Below are 19,526 nucleotides of genomic sequence, written 5' to 3' on the forward strand. Positions count from 1 at the left end.
ACTTCGACATGCGGAAAAGCGTTGTACGTCGTCGTAACCGCGATTTTATGGGTTGACCGCAATAGGGCGTCTGCATATGTTCCGCGCACTTCCAGCCGGGGTGCAATCATCCGCGGACGGGGAGAGCGTAGCTCAGCCGGTAGAGCAACTGACTTTTAATCAGTAGGTCATGGGTTCGAATCCCATCGCTCTCACCAAAAACTCAGTAAAATTAGCAGCTTAAGGTGTGGGCACGGCAGGACATATGATTCGCTGCGCCGAAGAATCGCAACTTGGTCCGTGGCCGGCTTATTATCCGGCGGATGCGCGCTCCACATAACGCATGATTCTGGTCACGGTCGATCGACTGACGCCGGCCTCGCGGGCGATGCAATCCATCGACTTTCCTTCGGCTTTTAGCCGCAACACGCACTCGGCTTTATGCCTCATCGCACCGGCAGACGAATCGTGTACCGGAATCATGCCAAGGGAACCGCTATTTTCGATCCCTAAGGCTTCGAAATGCTGCATATCAACAGACGCCATAACACGCTCCTCGCAGTCGTGGGACGATTAGGAACAATGGTGCCCATGTCGAGCGAGGTAAATTCGGATATTAGCAGTATGTGAAAAAGGCACTAATTGGTGAACTGCTTCCGCCATCCGTATATGCCGCTGTACAGTGCCATGGTTCAGGCGGGATCCTCCTGGCCGATTTTTCATCCGAGGATCAATGAAATGGCATCGCTCGCGCGCCCCTCGAAAAGGTGATTGGCCTTCCGGCTCTCGCAACGCTAGTAAGACGGCTGAATGACATAGCCGGAGTCTATCGTGTCGCTTGCCGATATCTCGCTTCTGAGCGCCTTGCTCGCCGGAGCGCTTTCGTTTCTTTCGCCCTGCGTGCTGCCGCTGGTGCCGCCTTATCTCTGCTATATGGCCGGCATTTCCGTCGAGCAATTTCGCGGTGGCGGAGCGGCCGTCGCGGCCGGGCCAAGCGTTCGCGGCAATGTCCTGTTTTCGGCGCTGTTCTTCACGCTCGGCTTTGCGACCGTGTTCATTGCGCTTGGCGCCGGCGCGTCCTCGATCGGCATTCTGCTGCGCCAGCATCTCGATATCCTAGCGAAAATAGGCGGCCTGATCATCGTCGTCATGGGCCTGAATTTCCTCGGCGTTTTCCGGCTCGGCATTCTCGCCCGCGAGGCGCGTTTCCAGGGCGGCGGCAAACCGGCGACGCTGACAGGCGCCTATATCATGGGTCTTGCCTTCGCCTTCGGCTGGACGCCCTGCATCGGTCCGGTGCTGGGCGCGATTCTCGGCGTTGCGGCTTCGCGTGAGACGATCGGCGCGGGCGCGGGGCTGCTCGCCATCTATTCGCTCGGCCTTGCTATCCCCTTCTGGATCGCTGCCGGTTTTTCCGGTGCCTTCATGACCTTCCTTGTTCGCTTCCGCCGCCATCTCGGCACGGTGGAGAAGGTCATGGGCGGGCTTCTGGTGCTCACCGGTCTGGCGTTCATATTCGGCTATGTCAGCGACATGGCGATCTGGTTTCAGCAGACCTTTCCAATCCTGACGCAAATCGGCTAAGCAACACCGGTCCCTTTCCAATCACCCAAAATGGGATATGCCCGATGGCTGACATTGTCGGTCTGTTGCTGCCATTCTTCGGCCTGATCGTGGTCGGTTACATTGCCGCGCGTATCACGAAACAGTCGGCCGAGGCGCTTGGCTGGCTTAATACCTTCATCATCTATGCGGCGCTGCCAGCCTTGTTTTTCAAGCTCGTCTCGCAAACGCCGATCGAACAATTGACGCGCGCCGATTTCATCGTCACAGATATTGCGGCGACCTATCTGATCTTTTTGCTAGTGTTCCTGGTCGGATGCTTTCTGCGCCGCAATTCGCTGGCCGATAGCACGATCCAGGCTTTCGCCGGCGCTTACGGCAACATCGGCTATATGGGGCCGGGTTTGGCGCTGCTGGCGCTCGGCGAAAAGGCCGCCGTTCCTGTCGCCCTGATTGTCTGCTTTGAAAATGCGCTGCATTTCATCGTCGCGCCGGCGCTGATGGCGATCGAGGGCGGCGACAAGCGATCGTCCGGACGGCTTGTCGCCGACATTGCCAGAAGAGTGCTGCTGCACCCCTTCATTGTGTCGACCGCGCTCGGCTTCGTCGCCGCTGCTTTTTCGGTGCAGCAGCCGGTCGCCTTCCAACACTTTGTCGACTATCTGGCGCAAGCTGCCGCACCCTGCGCATTGTTCGCCATGGGCGTGACGTTGGCGCTGCGGCCGCTGAAGCGTGTCCCGACCGAGATCGGCTACATCGTTCCGGCCAAGCTCATTCTGCATCCGCTGGTCGTTTATGTCGCGCTGCAGGCAGTCGGCGGCTTCGATCCGATCTGGATCGAATCAGCGGTATTGCTCGCCGCCCTGCCAACGGCGACGAATGTATTCGTCATCGGCCAACAATATGGCGTCTGGCAGGAGCGGGCCTCCGCGACGATCCTCATCACCACCGCTTGTTCAGTCGCGACGGTCTCGCTGGTGCTTTATTTGATCAAGTCCGGTGCCCTACCGGCGCAGCTTTTCCCGTAACATCGACGGAAAGCCGCGTAAGCCACCGCCCGGCTCGATGCCTTCGCGCATGACGATGTTGCGTAGCGGCGGAATGGCAGAAAGGACGTGCAGTCCTGCGGCTCGCAACATCTGGACGGGGAGGAAATCCGAAAGCAGGGAGCGGTTCAAGAGATCGACGCTCGCCGTACGGCTGATGATATCGACGCGGCGGCGGCGGTCGAAACTGTCGCCGGCGGATGCCGAAATCGGCTGTCCGGTGGGGCTTGCCAGAATTTCGACGAGCGTCAGGATATCGCGCAGGCTGAGGTTCAGCCCCTGGGCGCCGATCGGCGGGAAAACATGCGCGGCTTCGCCGATCAGCGCGGTGCGGCCCTTGCCGAAGCGATAGGCCGTCATGCCGGAGAGCGGCCAAACCTGCACGCTGTCCTCGACCGTAACCTTGCCGAGCATCGATTGCATGCGGTCCTCGATCAGGCGGCCGAGATCTTCCAGCGATTTTTCGGCATTGGCAGCGGCTTCCGCCGGCTTTTGTACCCAGACGAGGCTGGAGCGATTGCCGGGCAGGGGGACCTGGGTGAACGGCCCGCTTTCTGTGTGGAACTCCGTCGAGATGTTCTGATGCGGCAGCGAATGCGCAAAGTTCAGCACCATGGCCGATTGCGGGTAGGACCAGGTCTTGACCTTGATCCCGACCGTTTCCCGCACCATCGAATTGCGCCCATCCGCACCGACGACAAAGGCAGTGTCGAGCGTTTCGCCGTCTTCGAGGGTGACGGTGACGCCATCATCGCGGACAGTCACCTCGGAGGCCGCCGTCTCGATAAGCGTGATGTTGCCCTCCACTTTTACGGCGTCGCTGAGCGCACTGAGCAGCGCGGCGTTCGGTATATTATAACCGAAGGCTTCGAGGCCGATTTCGGAGGCGCGAAAGGCGACGGTCGGCGCACGCAGCAATCGCGTCGTGCCGTCGATGATCTGCATGGTGGTCAGGGGTGCGGTCGAAGGCGCAATCCTGTCCCACAGCGCCAGCCGCTCCAGGAAGCGAATCGATTGATCCATCAGCGCCGTAGTCCGCCGGTCGGCCTTATTATGCGGCTGGGCCACGAGAGCAACGGCCCGCCCGCCGCGCGCCAAGGCGATCGCCGCGATCATGCCCGCCAGACCGCCGCCGATGACGGCCACTTCAACCTGCTTCATATCGATGCCTCAATTATCTTTCTTTCTGAAAATAGACGCTTAGCCTGTTGAAATCCATGGGATGAAACATCGCAGCGGGTGAAAATGACAAGAACTCGCGCTAGCCTGAGGTACAAGGACGCTTTTGCGCTGGCAGCGCCGCGCAAAGGGTGCATATTAGCAAGAAAAATCGCCTGCCGGGGCAGGTAGATAAGCAGGCGAGTAACGGGGCGGATGAAAATCTTCAATTATAAGCGGGTGCCTTACGCGGAAATCCGTGCCTTTTCCGTACATATATTGACGGCATCCGGCTCGTTCCTTGCCTTTCTCGGCGTTGTCGCGGCGGCGGAACATCGCTTTGTCGATATGTTCTGGTGGCTCGGCCTGGCTCTGCTTGTCGATGGCATCGATGGACCGATCGCCCGCAAGGTCAGCGTCAAGGAAGTGTTGCCGAATTGGTCCGGCGATACGCTGGATAACATCATCGACTACGTGACCTATGTGCTTCTGCCCGCTTTCGCGCTTTACGAAAAAGGCATGATCGGCGAGCCCTGGTCCTTCGTCGCTGCGGGGATGATCGTCGTCTCCAGCGCCATTTATTATGCCGATATGGGCATGAAGACGGAGGAATATTTCTTCTCCGGTTTCCCGGTCGTCTGGAACATGGTGGTCTTCACGCTCTTCGTCATCGACGCCAGTGCAACAACCGCCATGGTCCTCGTCGGCGTCTCCGTCGTCCTGACCTTCCTGCCGATCAATTTCTTGCATCCGGTGCGCGTCAGGCGGCTGCGGCCGCTCAATCTTGGCATATTCCTGCTTTGGTCCGCCCTCGGCATTTACTCTTTGCTGATGTATTTCGTCATGCCGCAATGGGCTGTTGTCTTGTTTATCGTCAGCGGCATCTATCTCTATTGCATCGGCGCCGTGCTGCAGTTTTTCCCGTCCCTCGGGCGTCAATGAGGATTGCGCATCATGAAGAAGACTAAGGCCATTCGCATCCACGAAAATGGCGGTCCTGATGTCATGAAGTTCGAGGAGGTCGATCTGCCGTCTCCGGGCGCCGGCGAGGTGCAGATCCGTCACGCTGCGATCGGCCTTAATTTCATAGACGTCTATTTCCGTTCGGGCCTTTACAAGGCACCCTATTTTCCTCTGCCGCTCGGCAAGGAAGCCGCGGGCACGATCACGGAAGTCGGGCCGGGCGTGACCGATTTCGCCGTCGGCGATCGTGTCGCCTATGTCGGCAGCGACGGCGCCTATAGCATCGAGCGCAACATAGAAACCCGCCATCTGGTGAAGGTGCCTGACGATATCCCACTCGAAACCGCGGCATCGATGATGCTGAAGGGAATGACGGCCGAATATCTTTTGAACCGCACCTTCAAGGTCGGCCCCGGGACGACGCTGCTGTTTCATGCCGCCGCAGGTGGCGTCGGCTTGATCGCCGGCCAATGGGCCAAGGCTCTCGGAGCCGGCACCGTCATCGGCACTGCCGGTTCTGCGGAAAAGGTCGAACTGGCATTGGCGCACGGCTATGACCACGTCATCGATTACAGTAAGGAGAGCTTTGCCGATCGTGTCCGCGAGATTACCGGCGGCAAGGGCGTCGACGTCGTTTACGACTCGGTCGGCAAGGACACGTTCCCACATTCGCTCGATTGCCTGAAGCCGCGCGGCATGTGGGTGACCTTCGGTCAATCGTCCGGCCCGATCGAGAACTTCAATCTCGCCATCCTCAATCAGAAGGGTTCGCTTTTCGCCACGCGGCCAAGCCTTTTCGCCTATGTCGCAACGCCTGAGGAGCTGAGAGCCAGCGCGAAAGCATTATTTGCTGTTGTGCAAAGCAGCAAAGTGCGTATCAATGTGAACCAGACCTATCCGTTGAGCGATGCGGGGCGCGCGCACACGGATCTGGAAACAAGAAAAACGAGTGGAACTACGCTGCTGATCCCATAGATCCGAAAGGGCAGGACAGTGGGAAGGAAATGAGGGGAACGTGTCGTCATTCGATGTGCCGGCAACCGGTGCGTTATTGTCGGTTCGCAAACTGACTAAGCTGTTCGGTAGCTTTGCTGCCTGCAATGGAATTGATCTGGAAATTCAGCCCGGCGAGATTCACGCTCTGCTCGGTGAGAACGGCGCGGGCAAATCCACTCTGGTGAAGATGCTGTTCGGCGTTTTGGAGCCGACCGAGGGCGAAATCGCCTGGCAAAACCAACTCGTCTCGATTGGCTCGCCGGGCGAAGCGCGCAAGCTCGGCATCGGCATGGTGTTTCAGCATTTCTCCTTGTTTGAGGCGCTGACGGTCGCTGAGAATATCGCCCTTTCCCTTGATGACAGCATCCCGATCGGCAAGATCGCCGAAGAGGCTGCGAGCCTGTCGCAAGCCTATGGCCTGCCGCTCGATCCCCATGCTCACGTCGCCGACCTTTCCGTCGGCGAGCGCCAGCGCATCGAAATCGTCCGTGCGCTGCTGCAGAATCCGAAGCTGATCATCCTCGATGAGCCGACCTCGGTGCTGACGCCGCAGGAAGCCGACCGCCTGTTCGAAACGCTCTTCCGGCTCCGGGACGAAGGCCGTTCGGTGCTCTATATCAGCCACCGCCTGGAGGAGGTGCAACGCATCTGCTCCCGCGCTACGGTGCTGCGCCATGGCAAGGTAACCGGTGCCTGTGACCCACGGCAGGAAACGCCCGGCTCGCTCGCCCGCATGATGGTCGGCAGCGATGTTGCCAGCGTGCAGCATGAAGGCCTTGGCAAGAAGGGCGATATCCAGCTCGAGGTCGCCGGTCTCTCTGTGCCCGCGCGCACGCCTTTTGCCATGTCGTTGAAGAATGTTTCGCTGCGCGTACGCGCAGGCGAGATCCTGGCGATCGCCGGCGTTGCCGGCAACGGGCAGGGGGAGCTGTTCGATGTCGTTTCCGGCGAACATACCGTGCCTTCAGACGATTTGATCCTGGTGTGTGGCCAGGCGGTCGGCACCAAGGGTATCAACACGCGCCGCCTGCTGGGTGCCGGTTTCGTGCCGGAAGAGCGGCATGGCCATGCGGCGGTGTCGGGGCTGAAGCTTTCAGACAATCTCGTGCTGGCCCGCAGCAAATCGGACCGCCGGGCCTTCCTCGGCGGTGGTTTCCTGCACGTGATCCGTCGGGGGGCGGTCAAACAGGCGACCAAGCGCATTTCCGAAGCCATGGACGTGCGCAAAAGCGGCGAGGACCCGACTGCGGGCTCGCTCTCTGGCGGTAACCTGCAAAAGTTCATCGTCGGTCGTGAGCTGGACCGGCAGCCGACGGTGCTGGTGGTCAATCAGCCGACCTGGGGTGTCGACGCGGGTGCCGCAAGCCATATTCGTCAGGCGCTGGTCGATCTTGCCCGCAACGGCTCGGCCGTGCTGGTCATCAGCCAGGATCTCGACGAAATATTCGAGGTGGCCACCGATATTGCCGTCATTTCGGAAGGACGGCTGTCGCCGGCTTATCCGGCGGGCGAGCTGACACGGGAAAAGATCGGTCTCCTAATGGGCGGCCTGCATGAATCAAAGACGCATCCGGAGCCCATGCATGCGCATTGAACTTGAAAGGCGCCCGCAGGCTTCGAAACTGTTCGGCTTCCTGTCGCCGCTGCTCGCCCTCGCGCTGGCGCTGATTGCCGGCACCATCATGTTCGCCGTCCTCGGCAAGGACCCTGTGGAAGCGCTGGATGCTTTCTTCGTTGAACCTCTGCTGGAAGTCTGGTCGCTGCACGAACTGGCGATCAAGGCGGGGCCGCTGATCCTGATCGCGGTCGGCCTTTGCGTCTGCTATCGGTCCAACAACTGGAACATCGGCGCCGAAGGCCAATTCACCATCGGTGCGGTCGCCGGCTCCTACATTCCGATTGTCTTCACCGATTGGCATTCGCCGATGGTCCTGCCGTTGATGCTGATCGCCGGCGCCGTCGGCGGGGCGCTCTATGCCGCCATTCCGGCGTTGTTGAAGGCGCATTTCAACACCAATGAGATCCTGACGAGCTTGATGCTCGTTTATATCGGGCAGCTCTACCTGGATTGGCTCTCACGCGGCCCTTGGCGCGATCCGCAGGGCCATAATTTCCCGCAGAGCATCGATTTTCCGCCGGAGGCGGTGCTGCCGGCGATCTGGGCGGACTCCGGTCGGGCGCATTGGGGGATCGCCTTTGCCATCGTCGCGGCGATCCTTGCCTGGTTCATGATGAAATACACGCTGAAGGGCTTTGAGATAACCGTTCTTGGCCAATCGGAACGAGCAGGCCGCTTCGCCGGCTTTTCCTCCAAGAAAATGGTCTGGTTCGGCTTCCTCTTCTCCGGCGCGCTGGCAGGCCTTGCCGGCATTTCCGAGGTTGCGGGTTCGATCGGCCATCTGCAGCCGGCAATATCGCCGGGCTACGGCTTTACCGCCATCATCGTTGCTTTCCTGGCGCGTCTCAATCCGCTCGGCGCGATCCTCTCGGGCTTCGTGCTGGCGCTGACCTATCTCGGCGGCGAGGCGGCGCAATTATCCCCCGGCATCTCCGCCAAGGCGGCGAGCGTCTTCCAGGGGTTGTTGCTTTTCTTCGTGCTCTCCTGCGATACGCTGATCAACTATAAGATCCGACTGGTCTGGTCGCGGGTTCGGGGAGGTGCGGCGTGAGTATGAGTGTCTTTGAAGCGATCCTCCTCACCATCATCACGGCCTCGACGCCGCTTGTTATCGCCGGCCTCGGCGAACTGGTGGTGGAACGCTCCGGTGTGCTCAATCTCGGCGTCGAAGGCATGATGATCATCGGTGCTGTCGCCGCCTTTGTCGGCGCACAGATGAGCGGATCACCCTATGTGGGTCTCATCGCCGGCATTGCCGGCGGCACGCTATTTTCGCTGTTGTTCGGCTTCCTGACGCTGACGCTGGTGACCAATCAGGTGGCGACGGGTCTGGCGCTGACCATCCTTGGCCTCGGTCTCTCCGGCATGATCGGGGAAGGTTATGTCAGTGTGCCCGGAGTGCAGTTGCGGGAAATCGTCTTCCCGGTCTTGTCCGATATTCCGCTCGTCGGGCCGGTGCTGTTCAAGCAGGATCTGACTTTCTATCTGTCGATCGCGCTGCTCATCGGTGTCAACTGGTTCCTCTTCCGCAGCCGGAGTGGCCTGAAGCTGCGCGCCATCGGCGACAGTCATGGCTCGGCACATGCCCTCGGCATCGACGTCATCCGCACGCGCTACCTCGCCGTCATGTTCGGCGGCGCCTGTGCCGGGCTCGCTGGTGCACAGTTGTCGCTGGTCTACACGCCGCAATGGGTTGAGAACATGTCGGCCGGCCGCGGCTGGGTGACGCTGGCCCTTGTTGTCTTCGCGTCGTGGCGACCGATGCGCGTCCTGGCCGGCGGCTATCTCTTCGGCGCGGTGACGATCCTGCAGTTTCATGCGCAGGGCTTCGGCGTCGGCATTCCCTCACAGTTTCTGTCGATGCTACCCTACGCATCGACTATTGTGGTTCTCATCATCATCTCTCAAAATCGTCGGGCGACATTGATCAACACGCCAGCGTCGCTTGGCAAGGCCTTCGTTCCGGAGCGCTAAGAACAACAACCGGACGGATTTCGTAAATATCAAACCAGCAGGGGTAACCATGAAAAAACTAGCACTCGCACTCGCCACTACGGCCGCTGCCATTGTCGGCTTCGGCGCTGCGGCCGAAGCGGCTCCGACCAAGGTCTGCTTTGTCTATGTCGGCTCGCACACGGACGGCGGTTATTCGCAGGCGCACGATCTCGGCCGTCAGCAGGTCCAGAAGGAGTTTGGCAACAAGATCGATACGCCTTATCTCGAAAACGTACCGGAAGGCCCGGACGCCGAACGCGCCATCGAACGCCTTGCCCGCTCCGGCTGCTCGCTGATCTTCTCCACGTCGTTCGGCTTCATGGACGCGACCGTCAAGGTCGCCGCGAAGTTCCCGAAGGTAAAGTTCGAGCATGCGACCGGCTTCAAGAGCGGCCCGAATCTCGCCACCTACAACTCGCGCTTCTATGAAGGCCGCTACATCCTGGGTCAGATCGCTGCCAAGATGTCGAAGAATCACGGTGCCGCCTACATCGCTTCCTTCCCGATCCCGGAAGTGGTGATGGGCATCAACTCCTTCGAGCAGGGCGCGCGCTCGGTCGATCCGAGCTTCAAGCTCAAGGTCGTCTGGGTCAACACCTGGTTCGATCCCGGCAAGGAAGCCGACGCTGCCAAGGCCATGGTGGACCAGGGCGTCGATATCTTGACGCAGCACACCGATACGACGGCACCGATGCAGGTGGCTGAAGAGCGCGGCATCCATGCCTTCGGTCAGGCGTCCGACATGATCGCCTCCGGCCCGAAGGCGCAGTTGACGGCCGTCGTCGACACTTGGGGCAACTACTACTCCAAACGCGTCCATGCGCTGCTTGACGGCACCTGGAAGGCCGAACAGAGCTGGGATGGCCTGAAGGACGGCATTCTGAAGATGGCGCCGTACACCAACATGCCCGACGACGTGAAGAAGATGGCTGAAGAGACCGAAGCCAAGATCAAGTCCGGCGAACTCGCGCCCTTCACCGGCCCGATCAACAAGCAGGACGGCACGCCCTGGCTGAAGGCGGGCGAGAAGGCTGATGACGGTACGCTGCTCGGCATGAACTTCTATATCGAAGGCGTCGACGACAAGCTGCCGGCTTCAAAATAAGAAAATCAGGCGGAAAACGCTTGAGTTGAAAAGGGCGTCCAAGGGACGCCCTTTTTTGTTGCAGTGCGTCATAGAATCCCGATTTACAAAAGTATTACTATATGATTTTTTGCCTTCGGCCTTAGAGATGGCCAATTGGGAGGACATCATGAAATTTAAGACTGCACTGGTGAGTGCCACGATTCTTGCTGCTTGCATGTTTACGACCGCATCGGCAAAGAATTTGGTCGTCGGCTTTTCGCAAATCGGTTCGGAATCCGGCTGGCGTGCGGCGGAAACGACGGTTACGAAACAGCAGGCTGAAAAGCGCGGCATCGACCTCAAATTCGCCGATGCCCAACAGAAGCAGGAAAACCAGATCAAGGCGATTCGCTCCTTCATCGCGCAGGGTGTCGACGCGATTCTCCTGGCGCCCGTCGTGGAAACGGGATGGGACTCTGTTCTGAAGGAAGCCAAGGAAGCCAAGATCCCCGTCATCCTGCTTGACCGCACGATCAACGCCCCGAAGGATCTCTATCTGACCGCCGTTACCTCGGACCAGATTCACGAAGGCAAGGTTGCCGGTGACTGGCTTGTGAAGACTGTCGGCGACAAGAAGTGCAATATCGTCGAGCTTCAGGGCACCACCGGTTCCTCGCCGGCCATCGCCCGCAAGAAGGGCTTCGAAGAAGCCATCAAGGGCCATGACAACCTGAAGATCGTCCGCAGCCAGACCGGCGATTTCACCCGCGCCAAGGGCAAGGAAGTCATGGAAAGCTTCCTGAAGGCCGAAAATGGCGGCAAGGACATCTGCGCGCTCTACGCTCATAACGACGACATGGCCGTCGGCGCCATCCAGGCGATCAAGGAAGCCGGCCTGAAGCCGGGCAAGGATATCCTGACCGTATCCATCGATTCGGTTCCGGACCTCTTCAAGGCCATGGCGGCCGGCGAAGCAAACGCGACGGTGGAACTGACGCCGAACATGGCCGGCCCCGCCTTCGATGCCCTCGACGCCTACCTCAAGACCAAGAAGGAGCCGCCGAAGTGGATCCAGACCGAGTCGAAGCTGTACACACAGTCTGACGACCCGCAGAAGGTCTACGAGGAGAAGAAGAACCAGGGCTATTGATGTAAAAAAGCGAACCGCATCGGCTGGCAAACGGCCGATGCGGGCTTTCCTACGCGGCATTGCGGGCGGGGAAGCTTCCGCATTTAGGTGAACCACCCGAATGCGAGTAAGATGTACGCACGGCGCTTTAGCGAGCGGCGTATTTCGCACCTTTGCATACCGGCTCAATTCAAGGAAATTCTTGCTCCATGGCTCACGATGTCGAGCGTCTTCTGACGGCTACCGGCTTCTGCAAATATTTTCCCGGCTCCACCGCTCTGGATCATGTCGATTTTACGTTGCGGCGGGGCGAGGTTCATGCGCTTCTCGGCGAAAATGGTGCTGGGAAATCGACGCTGATCAAGTGCATGACCGGCGCCTATCGCCGCGACGCAGGCAGCCTTGTTCTCGATGGCGCCGAGATCGACCCGCACGATACGCTGGCGGCGCAGAAGCTTGGTATCGGAACGGTCTATCAGGAGGTGAACCTCCTTGCGAATTTGAGTGTAGCGGAAAATCTGTTTCTCGGCCGGCAGCCAAGACGGCTCGGCATGATCAGCAGCCGTGCGATGAACAGCATGGCGAAAGACCTGTTGTCGCAATACGGCATAGACATCGATGTCAGTCGTCAGCTCGACCGTTTCTCCGTCGCAATTCAGCAAGTCATCGCGATCGCACGCGCTGTCGATCTCTCCGGCAAGGTTCTGATCCTCGACGAGCCGACGGCCAGCCTGGATACCCACGAAGTTGCCATGCTTTTCGGTATTATCCAGAATCTGAAGCAGCGCGGATTAGGCATTGTTTTCATTACGCACTTTCTTGAACAAGTCTATCAGATCTGCGACCGCATAACCGTTCTGCGCAACGGCCGCCTTGTAGGCACGCGCGATGCGGACGGCCTTTCCCGGCAAACCCTGATCGCCATGATGCTGGGCCGCGAACTCGCGCAGGTCGAAGCGACCGCGAAGCAGGCGGTCGGCGAAAGCGGGCCGGTCAGATATCGCTTCACCAATTTCGGCAAACGCGGCAAAATTAAGCCCTTCGACCTGGAGGTTCGGGTCGGAGAAGTGGTTGGGATTGCCGGTCTGCTGGGCTCAGGACGCACGGAAACCGCGGAAGTGCTTTTCGGCGTCGAGCGCGCCGACAGCGGCGAGGCAAAGATCGAGGACAGGAATGTGACCCTTTCGGGCCCTCGCGCTGCGATCAAGAGCGGCTTCGGCTTTTGCCCCGAAGACCGCAAGACGGATGGCATCATCGGCGACCTTTCCATCCGCGAAAACATAGTCATGGCGCTCCAAGCCCGCCGCGGCTGGGCGCGCCCATTACCGCGTAGCGAGCAGAACGCGATCGCCGATCGCTATATCAAGGCGCTGGACATCCGCACCACCGACCGCGAAAAGCCGATAAGGCTGCTGTCCGGCGGCAATCAGCAGAAGGCCATTCTGGCGCGCTGGCTGGCGACCAATCCCAATTTCCTGATCCTGGACGAGCCGACGCGCGGCATCGATGTCGGCGCGCACGCGGAGATCATCCGACTGATCGAAGATCTTTGCCAGCAGGGAATGTCGCTAGTCGTGATCTCGTCCGAGCTGGAGGAACTCGTGGCCTATAGTTCCCGCGTCATCGTGCTGCGTGACCGCGAACATATTGCCGAACTGACAGGCGACAAGATTACCGCCAGCCATATCGTCGACTCGATCGCGACGGGCGAGAGCAAGCGGGAGGAAGCATGAGTTCCCAGATCAAGGCCCTGTTGCTTCGATTGGCCCCGCAGCTCATTGCGCTGTCAGCGATTCTTCTATTGAATTTCATTATGTTCCCACAGTTCTTTCATCTGGAACTGCAAAATGGCAGATTGTATGGCAGCATCATCGATGTTCTCAATCGCGGTGCGCCCGTCGCGCTTCTCTCCATCGGCATGACGCTCGTCATCGCCACCAAGGGCATCGATCTCTCGGTCGGCGCGGTGATTGCAATTTGCGGCGCCGTTGCCGCATCCGCCATCGTCTCCGGACATTCTCTCGCCTATACGCTGATACTGACCATCGGCGTCGGGCTCGCATGCGGGCTCTGGAACGGGTTCCTCGTCGCGGTTCTCGATATTCAGCCGATCATCGCCACGCTGGTGCTGATGGTCGCCGGCCGCGGGATAGCCCAATTGATCACCGAAGGCGTCATCATGACCTTCAATGACGATGGGCTCATCTTCTTGGGAAGCGGGTCCTTCGGCTCCCTGCCGATGCCTGTCGTCATCTGGCTGTTAGTGGCATTGGCGGTTATTCTTCTGGTGAGACGCACGGCTCTCGGCATGCTCGTCGAGGCGATTGGCATCAACCGGCGGGCCAGCACGCTGTCGGGCATTCAGACGCCGGTGTTGTTGATTGCCGTCTATGCGCTGAGCGGCCTGTGCGCTTCGATCGCCGGCATCATCGTTTCCGCCGATATCAAGGGCGCCGATGCGAACAATGCCGGTCTTTGGCTTGAACTTGACGCGATCCTGGCCGTCGTCGTCGGTGGCAATTCCCTTCTTGGCGGCCGTTTCAGCATCGTCGGCTCACTGATCGGCGCGATGATCATCCAGTCGGTCAATACCGGCATTCTGCTGTCCGGCTTCCCGCCGGAGTTCAATCTGGTGATCAAGGCCGTCATCGTCATCATCATTCTGGTCATCCAGTCTCCAGCTCTCCAATCCGTCTCGTCGTTTTTCTGGCGTCGGCGGGGCGCGGCGCAGATGATCCATGAGGAGCAGGCAAAGTGAATTCGAAATATCTTCCTCTGCTCGTGACGATCGTCATTTTCCTGCTGGCTTACACCGGCTGCGTGATGGAATTTCCGAACATGCTGTCGACGCGCGTCGTCGGCAATCTGCTGACGGATAATGCTTTTCTCGGAATTGCCGCCGTCGGCATGACGTTCGTCATCCTTTCCGGCGGCATCGATCTGTCGATCGGTTCGGTCATCGCCTTTACCGGCGTCTTCCTGGCTATCATTCTGCGGGATACCTCGATCCATCCGTTGCTCGCCTTCGCGCTTGTTCTGGCGATCACGACGATCTTCGGCGCGGGCATGGGTGCCATCATCCACTATCTCAGCATGCCGCCCTTCATCGTCACTCTGGCGGGCATGTTTCTTGCGCGCGGCATCGCTTTCGTCCTCTCGATCGACAGTATCCCGATCGAGCATGATTTCTATTCGCAACTGAGCGATCTCTATCTATTGCTGCCAGGCGGCGGCCGTCTGACGCTGATCGGCGGTATCATGCTGATCGTCTTTGCCGGCGGCATCCTGCTGGCGCATCGCACCCGCTTTGGCGCCAACGTCTATGCGCTGGGCGGCGGGGTGCAGACGGCTCAGTTGATGGGCGTGCCGGTCGGCCGCACAACGATCCAGATCTATGCGCTGTCCGGCTTTCTCGCCGGTCTATCCGGAATCGTTTTTTCGCTCTATACGTCGGCAGGATATTCGCTGGCTACGGTTGGGGTCGAGCTGGATGCCATTGCCGCCGTGGTCATAGGTGGAACATTGCTCACGGGGGGAGCAGGGTTCGTTGGAGGAACTCTCATCGGAATTCTCATACAGGGCTTGATTCAGACTTATATCACCTTTGATGGAACGCTCTCCAGTTGGTGGACTAAGATATTAATCGGGCTGCTGCTCTTTGCGTTTATTCTGATGCAGAAGGGACTTCTGCTGCTTTCCCGCTTCAATCGACGTTACGCTTAGGGAAGGACAGAGTGTTTGCGCGGCCGATTGCTTGAAACCAGGAAAACCGAAGGAAAATCCCGAACGAGCCATGCTCAGGTCGTGGATGATCTTGGAAAAGCGATTGTGTCCGGCGCCTTTCCCATCGGCAGCATTCTCCCTGGCGACAGCGATCTTCTGCAGCGGTTCAAGGTGTCGCGCACCGTGCTGCGCGAGAGCATGAAGACGCTCGCGGCAAAAGGCCTGGTCGTGCCGCGCGCCCGCGTCGGAACCCGTGTCACCGAAAAGATCCATTGGAACATGTTCGACAGCGCGGTGCTGACCTGGCACTTTGAAAGCGGCGTCAACGAGGAGTTCCTTCTCCACCTCTACGACATTCGTTTGGCCTTCGAGCCGTTTGCCGCCAGCCTCGTGGCGAAGCGGGCCAGCCCCGAAGAAATCGAGTCGTTGCGAAAGCTGGCGATGGCCATGGCCGCGCCGGAGCATACGCCCGATAGTCTCGCCGTCGCCGATCTTCATTTTCACCTGGCGATCACGGAAGCTTCCCACAATCCCTTCATGCGTTCGCTCGGCGGCCTGATCGAAGCGGCCCTCGTCGGCATGTTCCGAATGAGCGCACCTCCGACCAGCAACGGCTTCGGCAATATTGCCGATACGCATATGGCGATCGTCGACGCTATCGCCGCCGGCGACGAATTGGCGGCGCACAAGGCGATGGAATTCGTTATTTTCGACGGCCGCCGGCATGTCCAGCAAGCCTTCGCGGCGCTCGCGGACGCTTGACGTCTACGTCTAATTTCGCCGTAGTTCACCGCTCAACTAGTTGCTATGAGGAGATGAGGCCTGCTCTCGGGCCTCGTCGGACCGTATTTCGGAGCTTGAAATGGAACGCACCTGCCTCGCCATCATCCTCGCCGCCGGCGACAGCACCCGCATGAAGTCGTCGATCTCCAAGGTGCTGCACCCCATCGCCGGCCGTCCGATGATCGCGCATGTGATGGACGCGATCGCCAAGACCGATATTTCCGCCGCCGCGCTCGTGGTCGGCCGTAATGCGGAAGAGGTCACTGCGGCGGCCGCCGTCGGCGGTGTCAAGGTGGAGGCCTATCTGCAGAAAGAGCGTCTCGGCACCGGCCATGCTGTGCTTGCGGCGCGCGAGGCGATCGCCAAAGGGTATGACGATATCCTGGTGGCCTACGGCGACGTGCCGCTGCTCACCGATGCGCCCCTTCGCGCGGCACGTCAGGGGCTAGCCGATGGCAATGACATCGTCGTCATCGGCTTTCATACGGAAAACCCCAACGCCTATGGCCGGCTGCTCGTCAAGGACGGCGAGCTGATCGCCATCCGTGAGGCAAAGGACGCGACCGACGCCGAGCTTGCGGTTACCTGGTGCAATAGCGGCCTGATGGCGATCAACGGCCGCAAGGCGCTCGATCTGCTCGACCGTATCGGCAACGACAATGCCAAGCGCGAATATTATCTGACCGATCTCGTCGAGATCGCCCGCTCTCTCGGCGGCCGCGCGGTCGCCGTCGATGCGCCCGAAGTGGAGATGACCGGCTGCAACAACCGCGCCGAACTCGCCGTTATCGAGCGGCTCTGGCAGGAGCGGCGCCGTCATGAGCTGATGCTTTCAGGCGTCACGATGATTGCGCCAGAAACGGTGTTTCTTGCCTATGACACGGTAATTGGCCAGGACGCGCTGATCGAGCCGAACGTCGTCTTCGGCCCCGGCGCCGTCATCGATGGCGGCGCGGTCATCCATGCCTTTTCGCATATCGAAGGCGCCCATGTCAGCGCCGGCGCCACGGTCGGCCCCTTCGCGCGGCTGCGTCCGGGTGCGAACCTTGCCGGCGGCTCGAAGGTTGGTAATTTCTGCGAGGTGAAGAACGGCAAGATCAGCGAGGGCGCGAAGGTCAATCACCTGACCTATATCGGCGATGCCACGGTCGGCGCCGGCAGCAATATCGGCGCGGGCACGATCACCTGCAACTATGATGGCGTCAACAAGCACGAGACGCATATCGGCGCCAACAGCTTCATCGGCTCGAACTCGTCGCTGGTTGCGCCCGTGCGTATCGGCGACAACGCCTATGTCGCCTCAGGCAGCGTCATCACCGAGGATGTGCCTGCCGATGCGCTTGCCTTCGGTCGCGCCCGCCAGGAGGTAAAACCTGGCCGTGCCAAGGTCATTCGCGAGAGAGCCTTGGCCATCAAGGCAGCGAAGAAGGGCAGCCACTAAGCCTAAAGTCCAGCGCATGAGCCCTTAAATCGGAATCGATTTAAGGAAAGGAATATGCGCTACTCTAAAGTCCTACTGCGTTCTCAACGCGTCCTTTGGATCCGCGTTGCAGTAGGGTCGCGTAACGGTCGGAAACCGAAAGTGACCATCGCGGCAATTGAGAAAACTATAAGAATCATTAGGACTTGCGCCAAGATTTTGGGCCAGACGGAGAATTGCATGTGCGGCATTGTCGGGATTGTCGGAACGAAGCCTGTGGCGGCACGATTGGTGGATGCCTTGCGGCGTCTCGAATATCGCGGCTACGATTCGGCTGGCGTTGCCACCATCCATAACGGCGTCATGGACCGCCGCCGCGCCGAAGGAAAACTCTTCAATCTCGAAAAGCGACTGGATGTCGAGCCGCTACCGGGCGTCACCGGCATTGCTCACACCCGCTGGGCGACCCATGGCGTTCCCAACGAAACCAACGCCCATCCGCATTTTGTCGAAGGCGTCGCCGTCGTTCACAACGGCATCATCGAGAATTTCTCAGAGCTGCGCGAGGAATTAAAGGCCGAAGGCCGGGTCTTTGCCACACAGACCGATACGGAAGTTGTTGCGCATCTTCTGGCGAAATATCTCCGCCAGGGCCTCGATCCGCGCGCAGCCATGCTGAAGATGCTGAACCGCGTCACCGGTGCTTATGCACTGGTCGTCATGTTCCAGAACGATCCCGACACGCTCATGGCGGCCCGCTCCGGCCCGCCGCTCGCCATCGGTTTCGGCAATGGCGAGACATTCCTCGGCTCCGACGCGATTGCGCTGGCGCCCTTCACCAACGAGATTACCTATCTCGTCGACGGCGACTGCGCGATCATCACCCGCGATGGCGCCACGGTTGTCGATTTCAGCGGCCAGGAGGTCAGCCGCGTTCGGCAGATATCGCAGGCAACTGCCTATGTCGTCGACAAGGGCAATCATCGCCACTTCATGGAAAAGGAAATCTACGAGCAGCCGGAGGTGATCTCCCATGCGCTCAGCCAATATGTCGATTTCGCCAGTCATCGGGTGCGCCCGAATGCGTCGGTGATCGATTTCAGCGCCGTGTCCAGCCTGGCGATTTCAGCCTGCGGCACGGCCTATCTCGCCGGCCTGATCGGCAAATATTGGTTCGAGCGTTATGCCCGCCTGCCGGTCGAGATCGATGTGGCTTCCGAATTCCGCTATCGCGAAATGCCGCTATTGCCCTCGCAGGCTGCGCTATTCATCTCGCAATCCGGCGAAACGGCGGATACGCTTGCATCGCTGCGCTACTGCAAGGATCATGGCCTGAAGATCGGTGCCGTGGTCAATGTGAAAGAATCGACCATCGCGCGCGAATCCGATGCGGTGTTTCCGATCATGGCCGGCCCCGAAATTGGGGTTGCCTCGACCAAGGCCTTCACCTGCCAGCTTGCCGTGCTTGCATCTTTGGCGATCGGTGCCGGCAAGGCGCGTGGTACGGTCAGCGCTGAGGACGAACAGGCGATGGTGGGTCATCTCGTTGAGATGCCGCGCATCATGGCCCGGGTGCTGAACATCATCCAGCCGCAGATGGAAAGCCTTGCCCGTGAGATCTCCAAGTTTAACGACGTGCTTTATCTCGGACGCGGCACCAGCTTCCCGCTCGCCATGGAAGGCGCGCTGAAGCTCAAGGAAATCTCCTACATCCACGCCGAAGGCTATGCTGCCGGCGAGCTGAAGCACGGTCCGATCGCGCTGATCGACGAGAACATGCCTGTTATCGTCATTGCGCCCTATGACCGTTTCTTCGACAAGACCGTCTCCAACATGCAGGAGGTGGCGGCCCGCGGCGGCCGCATCATCTTCATCACCGACGAGGCAGGGGCTGCGGCTTCCACCTTGCCGACAATGGCGACGATCACCCTGCCGGTTGTCGATGAAATCATCGCACCGATCATCTTCTCGCTGCCGATCCAACTGCTCGCCTATCACACGGCAGTCTTTATGGGCACGGACGTCGATCAGCCGCGCAATCTCGCCAAGTCGGTGACGGTAGAATAGGCCGCATTCCCCGCTGTTTT

At 59.7% G+C, this 19,526-nt stretch carries 17 protein-coding genes and 1 tRNA gene; 16 read left to right on the plus strand and 2 right to left on the minus strand.

Features of this window, described 5'->3' with window-relative positions:
• The first annotated feature begins 121 nt into the window (after positions 1-121).
• Positions 122-197: transfer RNA gene (locus QA648_RS06505), tRNA-Lys, on the plus strand.
• 94 nt (positions 198-291) lie between these two features.
• Here the strand turns inward: QA648_RS06505 and QA648_RS06510 are convergent.
• Positions 292-525, minus strand: a complete 234-nt coding sequence (locus QA648_RS06510; protein WP_104823026.1) for a helix-turn-helix domain-containing protein — start codon at positions 523-525, stop codon at positions 292-294.
• A 285-nt stretch (positions 526-810) separates the two neighbouring features.
• Between QA648_RS06510 and QA648_RS06515 the strand changes: the two genes are divergently transcribed.
• Together QA648_RS06515 and QA648_RS06520 are read left to right on the plus strand one after the other, a co-directional pair.
• Positions 811-1,563 (plus strand): cytochrome c biogenesis CcdA family protein, encoded by a 753-nt coding sequence (locus QA648_RS06515; protein WP_283050326.1) that lies wholly within the window; start codon positions 811-813, stop codon positions 1,561-1,563.
• A 44-nt stretch (positions 1,564-1,607) separates the two neighbouring features.
• Positions 1,608-2,570, plus strand: a complete 963-nt coding sequence (locus tag QA648_RS06520) for an AEC family transporter (protein ID WP_283050328.1) — start codon at positions 1,608-1,610, stop codon at positions 2,568-2,570.
• Here QA648_RS06520 and QA648_RS06525 read toward each other — a convergent pair.
• Positions 2,547-3,749 (minus strand): UbiH/UbiF family hydroxylase, encoded by a 1,203-nt coding sequence (locus tag QA648_RS06525; RefSeq protein ID WP_283050329.1) that lies wholly within the window; start codon positions 3,747-3,749, stop codon positions 2,547-2,549. The genes QA648_RS06520 and QA648_RS06525 overlap by 24 nt on opposite strands.
• A gap of 213 nt (positions 3,750-3,962) precedes the next feature.
• Here QA648_RS06525 and pcsA point away from each other — a divergent pair, with 213 nt between their 5' ends.
• The 13 genes from pcsA to glmS all read left to right on the plus strand — a co-directional run bounded on the left by pcsA (position 3,963) and on the right by glmS (position 19,506).
• Positions 3,963-4,688: a phosphatidylcholine synthase gene (pcsA, locus tag QA648_RS06530; protein WP_283050331.1), complete on the plus strand. Its 726-nt coding sequence runs from the start codon at positions 3,963-3,965 to the stop codon at positions 4,686-4,688.
• Positions 4,689-4,700: 12 nt separating this feature from the next.
• Complete coding sequence (locus QA648_RS06535) at positions 4,701-5,684, plus strand: quinone oxidoreductase (protein ID WP_104823031.1); 984 nt, start codon at positions 4,701-4,703, stop codon at positions 5,682-5,684.
• A 40-nt stretch (positions 5,685-5,724) separates the two neighbouring features.
• Positions 5,725-7,299, plus strand: a complete 1,575-nt coding sequence (locus QA648_RS06540; RefSeq protein ID WP_283050333.1) for an ABC transporter ATP-binding protein — start codon at positions 5,725-5,727, stop codon at positions 7,297-7,299.
• Positions 7,289-8,374, plus strand: coding sequence for an ABC transporter permease (locus QA648_RS06545; RefSeq protein WP_283050335.1), 1,086 nt, complete (start codon positions 7,289-7,291; stop codon positions 8,372-8,374). The genes QA648_RS06540 and QA648_RS06545 overlap by 11 nt, the downstream gene beginning before the upstream one ends.
• Before the next feature lie 2 nt (positions 8,375-8,376).
• Positions 8,377-9,297: an ABC transporter permease gene (locus QA648_RS06550; RefSeq protein WP_283051237.1), complete on the plus strand. Its 921-nt coding sequence runs from the start codon at positions 8,377-8,379 to the stop codon at positions 9,295-9,297.
• Between the two features lie 49 nt (positions 9,298-9,346).
• Positions 9,347-10,423, plus strand: a complete 1,077-nt coding sequence (locus QA648_RS06555) for a BMP family ABC transporter substrate-binding protein (RefSeq protein ID WP_283050337.1) — start codon at positions 9,347-9,349, stop codon at positions 10,421-10,423.
• 148 nt (positions 10,424-10,571) lie between these two features.
• Positions 10,572-11,534 carry a galactofuranose ABC transporter, galactofuranose-binding protein YtfQ gene (ytfQ, locus tag QA648_RS06560; protein ID WP_104823036.1) on the plus strand — a complete coding sequence of 321 codons (963 nt, stop codon included), beginning with the start codon at positions 10,572-10,574 and terminating at the stop codon, positions 11,532-11,534.
• A gap of 188 nt (positions 11,535-11,722) precedes the next feature.
• Positions 11,723-13,246 (plus strand): galactofuranose ABC transporter, ATP-binding protein YtfR, encoded by a 1,524-nt coding sequence (gene ytfR / locus QA648_RS06565; protein WP_283050339.1) that lies wholly within the window; start codon positions 11,723-11,725, stop codon positions 13,244-13,246.
• Complete coding sequence (locus QA648_RS06570) at positions 13,243-14,271, plus strand: ABC transporter permease (protein ID WP_104823038.1); 1,029 nt, start codon at positions 13,243-13,245, stop codon at positions 14,269-14,271. The genes ytfR and QA648_RS06570 overlap by 4 nt, the downstream gene beginning before the upstream one ends.
• On the plus strand, positions 14,268-15,236 hold the full coding sequence (gene yjfF / locus QA648_RS06575) for a galactofuranose ABC transporter, permease protein YjfF (RefSeq protein WP_283050341.1): 969 nt from the start codon (positions 14,268-14,270) through the stop codon (positions 15,234-15,236). The genes QA648_RS06570 and yjfF overlap by 4 nt, the downstream gene beginning before the upstream one ends.
• Positions 15,237-15,251: 15 nt before the next feature.
• Entirely contained in the window at positions 15,252-15,998 is a 747-nt protein-coding gene (locus tag QA648_RS06580; RefSeq protein WP_104823040.1) for a FadR/GntR family transcriptional regulator, read from the plus strand.
• Between the two features lie 100 nt (positions 15,999-16,098).
• Positions 16,099-17,460 (plus strand): bifunctional UDP-N-acetylglucosamine diphosphorylase/glucosamine-1-phosphate N-acetyltransferase GlmU, encoded by a 1,362-nt coding sequence (glmU, locus tag QA648_RS06585; RefSeq protein WP_283050343.1) that lies wholly within the window; start codon positions 16,099-16,101, stop codon positions 17,458-17,460.
• A gap of 219 nt (positions 17,461-17,679) precedes the next feature.
• Complete coding sequence (gene glmS / locus QA648_RS06590; protein ID WP_283050345.1) at positions 17,680-19,506, plus strand: glutamine--fructose-6-phosphate transaminase (isomerizing); 1,827 nt, start codon at positions 17,680-17,682, stop codon at positions 19,504-19,506.
• Positions 19,507-19,526 lie beyond the last annotated feature (20 nt).

Source organism: Rhizobium sp. CB3171 (assembly GCF_029714265.1).
Lineage (GTDB): Bacteria > Pseudomonadota > Alphaproteobacteria > Rhizobiales > Rhizobiaceae > Rhizobium.

Bases quoted from the DNA above. Each gene is read 5' to 3' on its own strand.
- glmS (WP_283050345.1), top strand. From the start codon at position 17,680: ATGTGCGGCATTGTCGGGATTGTCGGAACGAAGCCTGTGGCGGCACGA.
- glmU (WP_283050343.1), top strand. From the start codon at position 16,099: ATGGAACGCACCTGCCTCGCCATCATCCTCGCCGCCGGCGACAGCACC.
- QA648_RS06525 (WP_283050329.1), bottom strand. From the start codon at position 3,749: ATGAAGCAGGTTGAAGTGGCCGTCATCGGCGGCGGTCTGGCGGGCATG.
- ytfQ (WP_104823036.1), top strand. From the start codon at position 10,572: ATGAAATTTAAGACTGCACTGGTGAGTGCCACGATTCTTGCTGCTTGC.
- QA648_RS06535 (WP_104823031.1), top strand. From the start codon at position 4,701: ATGAAGAAGACTAAGGCCATTCGCATCCACGAAAATGGCGGTCCTGAT.
- QA648_RS06550 (WP_283051237.1), top strand. From the start codon at position 8,377: ATGAGTGTCTTTGAAGCGATCCTCCTCACCATCATCACGGCCTCGACG.
- QA648_RS06555 (WP_283050337.1), top strand. From the start codon at position 9,347: ATGAAAAAACTAGCACTCGCACTCGCCACTACGGCCGCTGCCATTGTC.
- QA648_RS06520 (WP_283050328.1), top strand. From the start codon at position 1,608: ATGGCTGACATTGTCGGTCTGTTGCTGCCATTCTTCGGCCTGATCGTG.
- pcsA (WP_283050331.1), top strand. From the start codon at position 3,963: ATGAAAATCTTCAATTATAAGCGGGTGCCTTACGCGGAAATCCGTGCC.
- ytfR (WP_283050339.1), top strand. From the start codon at position 11,723: ATGGCTCACGATGTCGAGCGTCTTCTGACGGCTACCGGCTTCTGCAAA.
- QA648_RS06570 (WP_104823038.1), top strand. From the start codon at position 13,243: ATGAGTTCCCAGATCAAGGCCCTGTTGCTTCGATTGGCCCCGCAGCTC.
- QA648_RS06510 (WP_104823026.1), bottom strand. From the start codon at position 525: ATGGCGTCTGTTGATATGCAGCATTTCGAAGCCTTAGGGATCGAAAAT.
- QA648_RS06545 (WP_283050335.1), top strand. From the start codon at position 7,289: ATGCGCATTGAACTTGAAAGGCGCCCGCAGGCTTCGAAACTGTTCGGC.